This window comes from Streptomyces beihaiensis (genome assembly GCF_026274175.1).
In the GTDB taxonomy this organism is placed as follows: Bacteria; Actinomycetota; Actinomycetes; order Streptomycetales; family Streptomycetaceae; genus Streptomyces; species Streptomyces beihaiensis.
In genome coordinates this window covers 41030-54050 of record NZ_JAPHNL010000332.1, presented here as the reverse complement: position 1 = coordinate 54050, position 13021 = coordinate 41030, and the positions used below count along the sequence as shown (strand labels likewise).

General features: G+C 68.9%; 14 protein-coding genes. All 14 read right to left on the bottom strand.

From position 1 onward, the window contains the following. Nucleotides 1–12: 12 nt before the first annotated feature. Entirely contained in the window at nucleotides 13–468 is a 456-nt protein-coding gene (locus OFY01_RS30995; RefSeq protein ID WP_266605587.1) for a DUF2550 domain-containing protein, read from the bottom strand. A gap of 163 nt (nucleotides 469–631) precedes the next feature. After that, the gene (locus OFY01_RS30990) at nucleotides 632–1006 is read right to left on the bottom strand and encodes a F0F1 ATP synthase subunit epsilon (protein WP_266605585.1); all 375 of its coding nucleotides are present in this window, start codon (nucleotides 1004–1006) and stop codon (nucleotides 632–634) included. Between the two features lie 116 nt (nucleotides 1007–1122). Further along, nucleotides 1123–2559 carry a F0F1 ATP synthase subunit beta gene (gene atpD, locus OFY01_RS30985; protein ID WP_266605583.1) on the bottom strand — a complete coding sequence of 479 codons (1437 nt, stop codon included), beginning with the start codon at nucleotides 2557–2559 and terminating at the stop codon, nucleotides 1123–1125. Beyond that, a complete protein-coding gene (locus OFY01_RS30980; protein WP_266605581.1) occupies nucleotides 2559–3473 on the bottom strand; it encodes a F0F1 ATP synthase subunit gamma in 915 nt (304 codons plus the stop codon). The genes atpD and OFY01_RS30980 overlap by 1 nt, the downstream gene beginning before the upstream one ends. Before the next feature lie 21 nt (nucleotides 3474–3494). After that, a complete protein-coding gene (atpA, locus tag OFY01_RS30975; protein WP_266605579.1) occupies nucleotides 3495–5084 on the bottom strand; it encodes a F0F1 ATP synthase subunit alpha in 1590 nt (529 codons plus the stop codon). Nucleotides 5085–5232: 148 nt separating this feature from the next. Continuing rightward, nucleotides 5233–6060 (bottom strand): F0F1 ATP synthase subunit delta, encoded by an 828-nt coding sequence (locus tag OFY01_RS30970; protein ID WP_266605577.1) that lies wholly within the window; start codon nucleotides 6058–6060, stop codon nucleotides 5233–5235. Continuing rightward, nucleotides 6060–6602: a F0F1 ATP synthase subunit B gene (locus OFY01_RS30965; RefSeq protein WP_266605639.1), complete on the bottom strand. Its 543-nt coding sequence runs from the start codon at nucleotides 6600–6602 to the stop codon at nucleotides 6060–6062. Before OFY01_RS30965 ends, OFY01_RS30970 begins: the two co-directional genes overlap by 1 nt. Nucleotides 6603–6646: 44 nt before the next feature. Then, complete coding sequence (gene atpE, locus OFY01_RS30960; protein ID WP_266605575.1) at nucleotides 6647–6892, bottom strand: ATP synthase F0 subunit C; 246 nt, start codon at nucleotides 6890–6892, stop codon at nucleotides 6647–6649. A gap of 77 nt (nucleotides 6893–6969) precedes the next feature. Further along, nucleotides 6970–7776, bottom strand: coding sequence for a F0F1 ATP synthase subunit A (atpB, locus tag OFY01_RS30955; protein ID WP_266605573.1), 807 nt, complete (start codon nucleotides 7774–7776; stop codon nucleotides 6970–6972). A gap of 294 nt (nucleotides 7777–8070) precedes the next feature. Continuing rightward, entirely contained in the window at nucleotides 8071–8502 is a 432-nt protein-coding gene (locus tag OFY01_RS30950; protein WP_266605571.1) for a hypothetical protein, read from the bottom strand. A gap of 297 nt (nucleotides 8503–8799) precedes the next feature. Beyond that, on the bottom strand, nucleotides 8800–10152 hold the full coding sequence (locus OFY01_RS30945; RefSeq protein WP_266605569.1) for an MraY family glycosyltransferase: 1353 nt from the start codon (nucleotides 10150–10152) through the stop codon (nucleotides 8800–8802). Nucleotides 10153–10323: 171 nt separating this feature from the next. Further along, on the bottom strand, nucleotides 10324–11565 hold the full coding sequence (locus OFY01_RS30940; RefSeq protein ID WP_266605568.1) for a serine hydroxymethyltransferase: 1242 nt from the start codon (nucleotides 11563–11565) through the stop codon (nucleotides 10324–10326). Between the two features lie 140 nt (nucleotides 11566–11705). Next, a complete protein-coding gene (locus tag OFY01_RS30935) occupies nucleotides 11706–12374 on the bottom strand; it encodes an arsenate reductase/protein-tyrosine-phosphatase family protein (protein ID WP_407700460.1) in 669 nt (222 codons plus the stop codon). Beyond that, the gene (locus OFY01_RS30930; RefSeq protein ID WP_266605566.1) at nucleotides 12371–13018 is read right to left on the bottom strand and encodes an L-threonylcarbamoyladenylate synthase; all 648 of its coding nucleotides are present in this window, start codon (nucleotides 13016–13018) and stop codon (nucleotides 12371–12373) included. Before OFY01_RS30930 ends, OFY01_RS30935 begins: the two co-directional genes overlap by 4 nt. Nucleotides 13019–13021: the final 3 nt, after the last annotated feature.

The following is a 13021-nucleotide window of genomic DNA, read 5'->3' as shown; positions in this document are numbered from 1 at the left end:
AGGCTCGCGTCGTTACGCCACGTTCACCCGCTGGCCCGGCGGAGCCGCCTCCAGCCACGCCAGGAAGCCGGTCAGCGCGTCCTCGCTCATCGCCAGTTCCAGTCGGGTGTCGCGGTGGACACAGGACAGGACGATCGCGTCGGACAGCAGCGCCAGCTCCTCCTCGCCGTCCGGGGCGCGGCGGCCCGTCACCTGGATCGCCGCGCGTTCGAGGATGCGACGGGGGCGGGGCGAGTAGGAGAAGACGCGGAACCACTCCACGCGGTCACCGTTGTAGCGGGCCACTCCGTACCCCCAGCCCTTGCCGGAGGCGTCCGGGTCGCCGGGGCCCGGGGCACCCCAGCGCAGGGAGCAGTCGAAGGTGCCGCCGGAGCGCTGGATCAGGCGGCGCCGCAGCCCGAAGCCGAAGAGCCCCAGCAATACGAGTACGACGACCGCGGCTACGCACAGCACAAGAACGAGGACCATCTGCACCGACCCTCCTCGCTTCTCGACTGACGAGCCTGCCACCTGGCCGGGCCGTCTGATAACGGAACAGCAAAACAGTTGTAGATCGCCGCAGCCGCGGCCCGGTCCGGAGGTCGTCTCCGGTCCGAGCCGCGGCTGAGGTAAGCCTGCGGAGCCGCTGGTGTCAGCGAGCCGCCGCCGCGCGCAGTCGCACGGACGCGCGACGCTCGGCGGAAGCGTCACCCGCCGCCTTCGCACGCTCCAGGTCACGCTCCTCGCGCTGGACGTCGATCTCGTCCGCCAGCTCCGCGGTCTCGGCCAGCAACGACATCTTGTTGTCCGCGAACGACATGAAACCGCCGTGGACGGCCGCGATGACCGTGCCACCGTCGCTCGTACGGATCGTCACGGGGCCCGACTCCAGCACACCGAGCACAGGCTGGTGGTTGGGCATGACGCCAATGTCGCCGGACATGGTGCGCGCGACGACCAGGGTGGCCTCGCCGGACCAGACGCTGCGGTCCGCGGCGACGAGCTCGACGTGCAGCTCAGCAGCCAAGGTGGGCTCCTCGGGTCACCACCCGACGGCACTCGCTGCCGGGTGTCGGTTCAAAGTCTAGTGGGCGTGACGGGAGGACCGGGACATACCCCCGGTCCTCCCTACGAGCACGGGGCTCAGGAGACGCCGAGCTCCTTGGCGTTGGCCTTGAGGTCCTCAATGCCACCGCACAGGAAGAACGCCTGCTCCGGGAAGTGGTCGTACTCGCCGTCGCAGATCGCGTTGAAGGCCGCGATCGACTCGTCGAGCGAGACGTCCGAACCGTCGACGCCGGTGAACTGCTTGGCGACGTGCGTGTTCTGGGACAGGAAGCGCTCCACGCGACGGGCACGGTGGACGACGAGCTTGTCCTCCTCGCCGAGCTCGTCGATACCGAGGATCGCGATGATGTCCTGGAGATCCTTGTACTTCTGCAGGATGTTCTTCACGCGCATCGCGGTGGCGTAGTGGTCCGCCGCGATGTAGCGCGGGTCGAGGATGCGGGACGTGGAGTCCAGCGGGTCCACGGCCGGGTAGATGCCCTTCTCGGAGATCGGACGGGACAGAACCGTCGTCGCGTCGAGGTGGGCGAAGGTGGTGGCCGGGGCCGGGTCGGTCAGGTCGTCCGCGGGAACGTAGATCGCCTGCATCGAGGTGATCGAGTGACCGCGGGTCGAGGTGATGCGCTCCTGGAGGAGGCCCATCTCGTCGGCCAGGTTCGGCTGGTAGCCCACCGCGGAGGGCATGCGGCCGAGCAGGGTCGAGACCTCGGAACCGGCCTGGGTGAAGCGGAAGATGTTGTCGATGAAGAACAGCACGTCCTGCTTCTGGACGTCCCGGAAGTACTCCGCCATCGTCAGACCCGCGAGAGCCACGCGCAGACGGGTGCCCGGCGGCTCGTCCATCTGACCGAAGACAAGCGCGGTCTTGTCGATGACGCCGGAGTCCGCCATCTCCTCGATGAGGTCGTTGCCCTCACGGGTGCGCTCGCCGACACCGGCGAACACGGAGACACCGTCGTGGTTGTTGGCGACGCGGTAGATCATCTCCTGGATGAGCACCGTCTTGCCGACGCCGGCGCCGCCGAACAGACCGATCTTTCCACCCTTGACGTACGGGGTGAGAAGGTCGATGACCTTGACGCCGGTCTCGAACATCTCGGTCTTCGACTCGAGCTCGTCGAAGTTCGGGGCCTTGCGGTGGATGGACCAGCGCTCGCCGTCGTACTTCTCGTCGACGTTCAGCACGTCACCGAGGGTGTTGAACACCTTGCCCTTGGTGAAGTCGCCGACCGGGACGGTGATGCCGTCGCCGGTGTCGGTGACCGGGGCCTGGCGGACCAGACCGTCGGTCGGCTGCATGGAGATGGTGCGGACCAGGCCGTCACCCAGGTGCTGGGCGACCTCCAGGGTCAGCGTCTTCTTGGCGCCTTCCTCGGCCGGGTCGGCGACCTCGACGTGAAGGGCGTTGTAGATGTCCGGCATCGCGTCGACGGGGAACTCCACGTCGACGACCGGGCCGATGACCCGGGCGACGCGGCCCGTGGCAACGGCCGTCTCAACTGTCGTCGTCATTACCTGTCACTCCCCGCGGACGCGTCGGCCAGTGCTGCGGAGCCACCGACGATCTCGCTGATTTCCTGGGTGATTTCGGCCTGGCGGGCCGCGTTGGCAAGTCGGGAGAGCGTATTGATGAGCTCTCCCGCGTTGTCGGTCGCCGACTTCATGGCGCGGCGCGTGGCGGCGTGCTTGGAGGCAGCCGACTGGAGCATCGCGTTGTAGATACGGCTCTCGACGTAGCGCGGCAGCAGGGCGTCGAGGACGTCCTCCGCCGACGGCTCGAACTCGAAGAGGGGGAGGATCTCGCCCTTGGGCGCCTCCTCGGCGACCTCTTCGAGGCGCAGGGGCAGCAGGCGGCCGTCGACGGCTGTCTGCGTCATCATCGAGACGAACTCGGTGTAGACGATGTGGAGTTCGTCCACGCCGCCGTCCGCCGTCTCCTTCTCGATCGCCTCGATCAGCGGACCCGCGACCTTCTTCGCGTCCGCGTACGAGGGCTCGTCGGTGAAGCCCGACCACGACTCCACGACCTTGCGCTCGCGGAAGTTGTAGTGGGCCAGACCGCGGCGGCCGACGACGTACGTGTCGACCTCCTTGCCCTCGGCCTCAAGACGCGCGGTCAGCTGCTCCGCCGTCTTGATGGCGTTGGAGTTGAAGGCGCCGGCCAGACCGCGGTCGCTGGTGAGGAGCAGTACCGCCGCACGGGTCGCCGTCTCCGGCTCCGTGGTCAGCGGGTGCTTGGTGTTCGAACCGGTACCGACCGCCGTGACCGCGCGCGTCAGCTCGGTCGCGTACGGCGTGGAGGCCGCCACCTTGCGCTGCGCCTTGACGACGCGCGAGGCGGCGATCATCTCCATCGCCTTGGTGATCTTCTTGGTCGCGGTGACGGATCGGATGCGACGCTTGTAGACCCGGAGCTGGGCTCCCATGAGTCAGGTCCCTTCCTTACGTCACTTGGCCGCGGCCGGGGCGTCCTCGCCGAGAAGCTTGCCGTCCGAGGTCTCGAACTGCTTCTTGAAGTCGGCGATCGCGTCGGCAACAGCGGTGAGGGTGTCGTCCGACATCTTGCCGCCCTCCTTGATGGAGGTCATGAGGCCCTGCTCCTTGCGGTGCAGGTACTCGTGAAGCTCCTTCTCGAAGCGGCGGATGTCGTTGACCGGGACGTCGTCCATCTTGCCGGTGGTACCGGCCCACACGGAGACGACCTGGTCCTCGGTCGGCATCGGCTGGTACTGGGCCTGCTTGAGCAGCTCGACCAGGCGCTGGCCGCGCTCCAGCTGGGACTTCGACGCGGCGTCCAGGTCGGAACCGAAGGCGGCGAACGCCTCCAGCTCCCGGTACTGGGCCAGGTCGAGGCGCAGACGGCCGGAGACCTGCTTCATCGCCTTGTGCTGCGCGGAACCACCGACTCGGGAGACGGAGATACCGACGTTCAGCGCGGGGCGCTGACCGGCGTTGAACAGGTCCGACTCCAGGAAGCACTGGCCGTCGGTGATGGAGATGACGTTGGTCGGGATGAACGCCGAGACGTCGTTGGCCTTCGTCTCGACGATCGGCAGACCCGTCATCGAACCGGCGCCCAGGTCGTCCGAGAGCTTCGCGCAGCGCTCGAGCAGACGGGAGTGCAGGTAGAAGACGTCACCCGGGTAGGCCTCGCGGCCCGGCGGGCGGCGCAGGAGCAGGGAGACGGCGCGGTAGGCGTCGGCCTGCTTCGAGAGGTCGTCGAAGATGATGAGGACGTGCTTGCCCTCGTACATCCACTGCTGGCCGATGGCCGAGCCGGTGTACGGCGCCAGGTACTTGAAGCCGGCCGGGTCGGACGCCGGGGCGGCGACGATCGTCGTGTACTCGAGCGCGCCGGCCTCTTCCAGGGCGCCACGCACGGAGGCGATGGTCGAGCCCTTCTGGCCGATGGCGACGTAGACGCAGCGGACCTGCTTGTTCACGTCGCCCGAGCGCCAGTTCTCGCGCTGGTTGATGATCGTGTCGACGGCCAGGGCGGTCTTGCCGGTCTGGCGGTCGCCGATGATCAGCTGACGCTGGCCGCGGCCGACCGGGGTCATCGCGTCGACGGCCTTGTAGCCGGTCTCCATCGGCTCGTGCACCGACTTACGGGCCATGACGCCCGGGGCCTGCAGTTCGAGGGCGCGGCGACCGGTGGTCTCGATCTCGCCGAGGCCGTCGATCGGGTTGCCGAGCGGGTCGACGACGCGGCCGAGGTAGCCCTCGCCGACCGCCACGGAGAGCACCTCACCGGTGCGCTGCACCGGCTGGCCCTCCTCGACGCCGCTGAACTCACCGAGGACGATGGCACCGATCTCGCGCTCCTCGAGGTTGAGGGCGAGGCCGAGGGTGCCGTCCTCGAACTTCAGAAGTTCGTTGGCCATGGCCGAGGGAAGACCCTCGACCTTCGCGATGCCGTCGCCGGCAAGGGTGACCGTACCGACCTCCTCGCGCGAGGCCGCGTCCGGCTTGTACGCCTGGACAAAGTTCTCCAGTGCGTCCCGGATCTCCTCCGGCCGGATCGTGAGCTCCGCCATCTGGGTTCCCTGCTCTCCTTGTTGGGCCCGAAGTCTTTGGGGGTCTGGGGCTGTTTCCCTTAGCGGCTACGCCGCGGGCCCCCAGCAATCTTCTGCAATTTCTGCACGGCCCAACCGGGCCGCTGTTCTTTTCGTGGCCGGCCGGCCGTCAGCCGGCCGCCCGCCGCGACGCCTCTTCGAGGCGCCCCGCGATCGTGCCGTCGATCGCCTCTTCACCGACGCGCACCGAGACCCCGCCGAGGACCGTGGGGTCCACGTCCAGGTTCAGGTGCATCTGGCGTCCGTACAGCTTCGCCAGCGCGGCGCCGAGACGCTGCTTCTGCCCGTCGGTGAGCGGCACCGCCGAGGTGACGGTGGCCACGCCCCTGCCCCGTCGGGCGGCGGCGAGCTTGGACATCGTCTCGAGACCTGTCTCAAGGCTACGTCCCCGCGGCCGGGTCACAAGACGCATGACCAGCCGCTCCGTGACGGCGTCGGCGCGGCCGCCAAGGAGGCTGTGCAGCAGCTCACGCTTGGCGTCGGCCGTGGCCTTGCGGTCGCTGAGCGCCGAGCGCAGCGCGCTGTTGGACTGGATGATCCGGCCGAAGCGGAACAGCTCGTCCTCGACGCTGTCGAGCGCACCGGCTCGCTCGGCCGCCGCGAGATCGGCGTCGGCGGCGAGTTCCTCCACCGCGTCGACCAGATCGCGCGAGCTGGACCAGCGCGAGCGGACCATGCCGGTGACCAGGTCGACGGCCGGGCCGTCCACCTGTCCGGCAAGGAGGCGCCCCACAAGGTCGGCGCGGGCCTCGGCGGGCTGCACCGGGTCGGTCAGGACGCGACGCAGAGCCACCTCGCGGTCGAGGAGCTCGGTGACGGCGGCCAGCTGCTCGGCGAGCGCGGCGGGGTCGACCGACGAGGTGTCGGTCAGCGCCTGCAGACGCTCGCGCGCGGTGGCCAGCGCCTCGCGGCTCGCTCCTCCGTGCGGGGCCGTCATCAGCTCGCCTCGACCTTCGATGCGCTGTCCTCGAGGCTGTCGAGGAAGCGGTCGATGGTGCGGCTCTGGCGGGCGTGGTCCTCGAGGGACTCGCCGACCAGCTTGCCGGCCAGGTCGGTGGCGAGCTTGCCCACGTCCTGACGGAGCGCGGTGACCACGACCTTGCGGTCCGCCTCGATCTGGGCGTGACCGGCGGCGATGATCTCCTCACGCTGCCGCTGGCCTTCCGCCCTCATCTCCTGGATGATCGCGGCGCCCTGCTCGGTGGCCTCCTGGCGCAGGGTCGCTGCCTCGTGCCTGGCCTCGGCGAGCTGAGCGCGGTACTGCTCGAGGATCTGCTGGGCCTCGGCCTGTGCCTCGGCCGCCCGCTCGATACCGCCCTCGATCGCGTCCTGCCGCTCGTCCAGCGTCTTCTGGATGTTGGGCAGAAGCTTCTTACCGAGGAAACCGAAGACGATGAAGAAGCAGAGCAGGCCGATGATCAGTTCCGCGGTGTCCGGCAGGAGCGGGTTCTCCGCGTCTGCCGCCGCCAGGAAGGCCATCATGTCTGAACCTTTCGTCGAATGTGGCTACTTGCCGGCCCAGATCACTTCTGGAAGATGAAGGGCACGACCAGGCCGAGGAGCGCGAGCACCTCACAGAGGGCGAAGCCGAGGAACATGTTGGTGCGGATGATCGGCATGGCCTCGGGCTGACGGGCCATGGCCTCGATGGAGTGACCGAAGACGAGACCGATACCGACACCGGGGCCGATGGCGGCCAGACCGTAGGCGACGGCGCCCAGGCGACCCGCGGTGGTGGCGGCGGCGAGGTTGATGAGCTCGGCAGACATTTCCCTGTCTTCCTTCGTGATGCGGTCCGTCGGGGGGCTTCCCGACGGAGGTTCTGATGGGGGTTGAGCGGGGGAGGTCAGTGACCCTCTTCGAGCGCTCCGCCGATGTAGATCGAGGCGAGCAGCGTGAAGATGTATGCCTGAAGGAACGTGATCAGCACCTCAAGCGCGGTCATGAGGATGTCCACCACGAACGAACCGGCGGCGACGGCCGACATGATCGACGGCGTCAGCAGGTACCAGGAGGCGACGCTGAACATGACGATCAGCATGTGACCGGCGAACATGTTGGCCCACAGTCGCACCGCGAGGGTGAAGGGGCGCAGGATCACGTTCTGAAGGAACTCAAGCAACACGATCAGCGGGACGAGAGGCTTCGGAATGCCCTCGAGCCAGACCAGGTTCTTGATGCCGCCCTTGAAACCGTGCGTCTTGAACGCCAGGAACATGTAGGTGATCCACACCAGCGCCGCGAGGGCCACCGGGAAGGCGAACCGTGAGGTGGCCGGGAACATCGCGAACGGAATGTATTCCATGATGTTCATGACCCACACGAAGAAGAAGATCGAGGTCAGGAAGGGGATGTACTTCTTCCCCTTCTTGCCGATCACTTCGAGGGCGATGCTGCGGGCGACGAAGTTGTATCCGATCTCGCCGACGAGCTGAAGCTTCCCGGGGACCAGCTTCGGCTTGCGGAACGCGAGCCAGAAGAAGCCGACCACGAGCAGCGTGCAGATGACCGCGAGAAGCATCGGCTTGGTGAAGTCGAAGCTACCGATGCTGAAGATCGGCTCGAAGTTGAACGAGTGGAGGCCCGGTGCGGGAAAGGCACAGTCAGCATTGATGTGGCAGCCGCTTTCAGCGAGCAGCATGTGGGCACTCACCCGTGACTCCTTCGTCGTGACGCATAAGTAACGGCAACCTTGTGTGTCAGCGCGGCTGGTGAGGCCGCTTGTCGGCACTGGGGACATGGTGGTGTGGCGGTGCCGCCGCAGTCCGTGGGACGCATCCGCCGCGGGCCCGGCCGCTCGGATTCCACACCGTGATCACAGCTGTCGATCCGAGTACGCCGTCGACCGTGAGGGCGATGCCCTCCTCCGCCGAGAAGGCGGGAGGGATCCTCACCGGAAGCGCTCCCGGACCATAGCAGATCGGGATGTATCACCTTGACGCCCCCCTTACATCCCATCACGGGACCCTTCGGCGGGCACGGACGGCTCCGGGTTCACGTAGAGCATCCGGCTGGTGAGGCTCTGCTTCACCTGACCGCCGACCCAGGCCAGCGCGGTGACCAGGAGGGTGAGGCCGAAGGCCCGGCCGTTGAAGAGCGTGGTGTCACCGAAGGCGATGACGAAGACACCGATGAGGAGGATCTGCACCGTGTAGACGAGCAGGCCCGCGGTCATCGCCACCTGCGGCTTGTTCTGTGTGATGCGCATCAGTGCCGCGGAGCCGAGGCCGAAGAAGCCGGCGACCACGGCGAGCGCCACGAGCGCGCCGACGAGCCCCTTCTCACCGGCGACGATCGCACTGACAACGGTGGCGACGACACCTGCGGGTGCGGCGACGAGCGTCGCGCCCCGGAGGATCCGGACGTCGTTTGGCTGCATGCGAACGGCTCCAGCGAAAAGTGGGGGTCGTATGGGTGGGCGAGGGCCGGATGTCACTGAGTGCGATCCGGTCCAGCACGGAGATTAACGCAGGGAGGCGAGGACACTTTCGATCCAAAAGGCCCCTCTACCAAGGCCTTTCGGTGCTTCACTCACCGGTAGTGAACGGTATCACAAACTATTTGATGTGGTCTTTACCTACTTGGTGTGCTGACCGTCACACATGTGGGGGACGCTGCGCGTCCGCGCACCTGGTGGGGCAACTTGTCTGATATGGAAGGCCATTTCGGACGAACGTCAGCGGGACGTTCCGGCCTTCCGCCGATCAGTGATACGCGAACGGGCGCCGATCGCTGTCGCGCCATTGACTCCGGAGACCCCGGCGACACCCGTGGGAACCGGCAGCCGCTCCCCCGATCCGTCCTGATCTTGGGGGTCTTGGGCCCCGTCCGCCCCGGCGGACCCGACCTCGGCCCGGCGCCGCCGGTACCGCGGCGGCACCAACCGCTCGGCCCAGCGCGGGGTATGGGGCGTGAACCGGGGCAGCAACAGCAGCACGAGGCCGACGAAGCTCAGTACGACGATCGCGAGGACGACGCCCATCCCGGACGCCGAGTGCACCGAGTAGCCGACCGCGCCGAAGGCGATGAGCGCCGACCAGAAGTACATGATCAGCACCGCGCGGCTGTGGGAGTGCCCGATCTCCAGGAGCCGGTGGTGGAGGTGGCCGCGGTCGGCCGCGAACGGCGACTTGCCGTTCCAGGTGCGGCGCACGATCGCGAGAACCAGGTCGGTGAACGGGATCGCGATGATCGTCAGCGGCATGACCAGCGGGATGAAGACCGGCAGCAGCGCGTGCGTGGTGTCCCGGCCGCTGCCGCCCAGGTTCAGCTTGAGGGCGTCCGGGTCGATCTGGCCGGTCATGGAGATGGCCGCCGCGGCGAGCACGAGACCGATGAGCATCGACCCGGAGTCGCCCATGAAGATCCGCGCCGGGTGCATGTTGTGCGGCAGGAAGCCCAGGCACATGCCCATGAGGATCGCCGCGAACAGCGTCGCCGGGGCCGCGGACTCGATGCCGTAGCCGTACCAGATGCGGTACGCGTACAGGAAGAACGCCGCGGCGGCGATGCACACCATGCCGGCCGCCAGGCCGTCGAGGCCGTCCACGAAGTTGACGGCGTTGATCGTGATGACGACCAGGGCGACGGTGAGCAGCGTGCCCTGCCACTGGGTCAGGGAGACGGTCCCCACGCCGGGGATCGGCAGGAACAGGATCGTCAGGCCCTGCATGACCATGACGCCTCCGGCGATCATCTGACCGCCGAGCTTGATCAGGGCGTCGATCTCGAACTTGTCGTCCAGGACGCCGATCAGCCAGATCAGCGCCGCGCCGGAGAGCAGCGCGCGCGGCTCGTTCGACGACTCGAAGACCTTGTCCAGGTTGGAGAGGTGGTCGGCGACGAGGAGGCCCGCGCACAGTCCGAAGAACATGGCGATACCGCCGAGCCGCGGCGTGGGTTCCCGGTGCACGTCACGTGCCCGGATCTCCGGCATGGCGCCGGCCACGATCGCGAACTTCCGCACCGGGCCTGTGAGCAGATAGGTCACCGCGGCCGTGATGCAGAGCGTCAGCAGGTATTCACGCACGGGCTTCCCCACAGGTATCGCTGGCCATCTCAGCCCCACACCCTAGCTTCGCGTGGTTGAAGATGGGGACTGCCGGGTAGCGAGGATGGTTGCACGAGTGACGGGGCTGTTACGTTCCGCGGCCCCCGGCCGGGTCCCGCGCGACCGAGAGTCACCAGGTGGGCGCGGTCGCTACCGCTCGTACGGCGGAAATTCGCCGGTCAGTTCGCGGACCTCCTCGCGCACCTCGCGCACGTCCAGGGTGTCGCGCACGACACCCGACAGGAGCACGGCGATCCGGGCCATCTCCGCCTCCCCCATGCCCTGCGTGGTGACGGCGGCCGTGCCCAGGCGCAGTCCCCGCCCTTCGCCGTGCGGCAGGGCGCAGATGTCGAGGACGACACCGGCGGAGGCGAGGCGGGCGCGGGCCGTCGGGCCGTCCACGCCGAGGGGGGCCGGGTCGACGGTGACGATGTGGGTGTCGGTGCCGCCGGTGGTGACCTCGAAGCCCTCCGCGCCCAGCGAGGCGGCGAGCAGCCGCGCGTTCGCCACCACCTGATGGGCGTACGCGCTGAACGCCGGTGTGGACGCCTCCCCGAACGCGACGGCCTTCGCCGCGATCGTGTGCATCTGCGCACCCCCCTGCGTGAACGGGAAGACGGCCCGGTCCACGCGGTCGGCGAGCTCGGCGCCGCACATCAGCATGCCGCCGCGCGGTCCGCGCAGCACCTTGTGCGTGGTGGCGCAGACGATGTCGGCGTACGGGACGGGGCTCGGCGCCGCTCCCCCGGCTACCAGGCCGATGGGGTGCGCGGCGTCCGCGACGAGATGGGCGCCCACCTCGTCGGCGATGGCACGGAAGGCGGCGTAGTCGATGTGGCGCGGGTAGGAGATGGAGCCGCACACGATCGCCTTGGGGCGGGCCGCGCGGGCCAGGTCGCGGACCCGGTCGTGGTCGATGAGCCCGCTCTCCGGGTCGACGCCGTAGGGGACGAAGTCGAACCAGCGGCCGGAGAAGTTGGCCGGTGAGCCGTGGGTGAGGTGCCCGCCGGAGGTCAGGCCCATGGCGAGGACCGTGTCGCCGGGGCGCAGCAGCACCGCGTACGCGGCGAGCACGGCGGAGGAGCCGGAGTGCGCCTGTACGTTGACGTGGTCGGCGCCGAACAGCGCCCTGGCCCGGTCGACGGCGATCCGCTCGGCGACGTCGACGAGCTCGCAGCCGCCGTGGTGGCGGGCGCCCGGGTAGCCCTCGGCGTACTTGTTGGCGAGCGGGGAGCCGAGGGCCGCGAGCACGGCGGGTGACGTGAAGTTCTCGGCGGCGATGAGCTGGAGGGAGTCGGCCTGCCGGGCCGCTTCCCCGAGGATGACCTCGGCCAGTTCGGGGTCCTGGCGGGTCAGCGCCGCGAGGGGGCTGGATTCGGTAGTGAGCGTCATCTTCGGGCTCCGGGCCTCGCGGTGGGGAGGTGGTGCCTTCCAATGTAGATCCGGGAGCTTTCGGCCGCCCGGGGGCGCGCTCCCCGGGGCTCTGCCCGGGGCCCCGCAGCTCAATCGCCGGAGGGGCGTGATGGTGCCGCTCAGACCTGTTCGGGTCTTCCCGTCAGCGCCGTGACCACCGGGTCGAGCGCCGCACTGATCTCCGACCCCACCGACTGGAAGAACGGCAGCGGCGCCCCGTACGGGTCGTACACCTCGTCCGCCTCCAGCGACGGGGCCAGCAGCCACCCGCGTAGAGCAGCGGCGGCGCGGACCAGGGCGCGGGCCCGTTCGACCACCCCGGCCTCCCGGGGGTCGGGCAGGGTCGCCGGGTCTATGGCCTGCACGAGGCGCGTGAACTCCTTCAGGGTGAAGGTGCGCAGGCCCGCGCTGTGGCCCATGGAGATGACCTGGGCGCGGTGGTCCCGGGTCGCGGTCAGGACCAGGTCGGCCCTTATGACGTGGTCGTCCAGGAGCTCGCGGCCGACGAAACCCGTGGGGTCGGCGCCGAGGTCGGACAGGACCGTTTCCGCGTTGGCCTCCATCGGGGCGCCCTCGTGGCCCCAGGTGCCGGCGCTCTCCACGACGAGGCCGCCCGCGGACGGGTCGCCGAGCCGTGCCGCGAGGGCATGCCGGGTCAGCCGCTCGGTGATGGGCGAGCGGCACACGTTGCCGGTGCTGACGTGGAGGATGCGGAAGGAGTCGCCGGGGAGGACCGGCGACTGTACGTACCCGTTGCCTATGCCACGCCCCGTCTCAGGGGCCGTCAATTCGCCACCTCGAGGTCGGGTACCACCTTGCGCAGCTCGTCGGCGGTCAGAGCGCCCTCGCGCAGCAGCAACGGCACCTTGCCGGTCACGTCGACGATGGACGACGGGACGATGCCGGGGGTGGGGCCGCCGTCCAGGTAGACGGAGACGGAGTCGCCGAGCATGTCCTGCGCGGCGTCGCAGTCCTCGGGCGCCGGGTGTCCGGTGAGGTTGGCCGAGGAGACGGCCATCGGGCCGACCTCGGTGAGCAGCTCGATGGCGACCGGGTGCAGCGGCATGCGCACGGCGACCGTGCCGCGGGTGTCGCCCAGGTCCCACTGGAGGGACGGCTGGTGCCTGGCGACGAGCGTGAGGCCGCCGGGCCAGTACGCGTCGACCAGCTCCCAGGCCGTCTCGGAGAAGTCCGTGACGAGGCCGTGCAGCGTGTTCGGGGAGCCGATCAGGACGGGGCTCGGCATGCCGCGGCCGCGGCCCTTGGCCTCCAGGAGGTCGCCGACGGCCTCGGGGGAGAACGCGTCGGCGCCGATCCCGTAGACGGTGTCGGTGGGCAGCACGACCAGCTCGCCGCGGCGGACGGCGGACGCTGCCTCACGCAGGCCGGTGGCGCGGTCGGTCGCGTCGTTGGTGTCGTAGCGCCGTGCCATTCA

Bases quoted from the DNA above. Each gene is read 5' to 3' on its own strand.
- OFY01_RS30995 (WP_266605587.1), bottom strand. From the start codon at position 468: ATGGTCCTCGTTCTTGTGCTGTGCGTAGCCGCGGTCGTCGTACTCGTA.
- atpD (WP_266605583.1), bottom strand. From the start codon at position 2,559: ATGACGACGACAGTTGAGACGGCCGTTGCCACGGGCCGCGTCGCCCGG.
- OFY01_RS30980 (WP_266605581.1), bottom strand. From the start codon at position 3,473: ATGGGAGCCCAGCTCCGGGTCTACAAGCGTCGCATCCGATCCGTCACC.
- atpA (WP_266605579.1), bottom strand. From the start codon at position 5,084: ATGGCGGAGCTCACGATCCGGCCGGAGGAGATCCGGGACGCACTGGAG.
- OFY01_RS30970 (WP_266605577.1), bottom strand. From the start codon at position 6,060: ATGACGGCCCCGCACGGAGGAGCGAGCCGCGAGGCGCTGGCCACCGCG.
- OFY01_RS30965 (WP_266605639.1), bottom strand. From the start codon at position 6,602: ATGGCCTTCCTGGCGGCGGCAGACGCGGAGAACCCGCTCCTGCCGGAC.
- atpE (WP_266605575.1), bottom strand. From the start codon at position 6,892: ATGTCTGCCGAGCTCATCAACCTCGCCGCCGCCACCACCGCGGGTCGC.
- OFY01_RS30950 (WP_266605571.1), bottom strand. From the start codon at position 8,502: ATGCAGCCAAACGACGTCCGGATCCTCCGGGGCGCGACGCTCGTCGCC.
- OFY01_RS30940 (WP_266605568.1), bottom strand. From the start codon at position 11,565: ATGACGCTCACTACCGAATCCAGCCCCCTCGCGGCGCTGACCCGCCAG.
- OFY01_RS30930 (WP_266605566.1), bottom strand. From the start codon at position 13,018: ATGGCACGGCGCTACGACACCAACGACGCGACCGACCGCGCCACCGGC.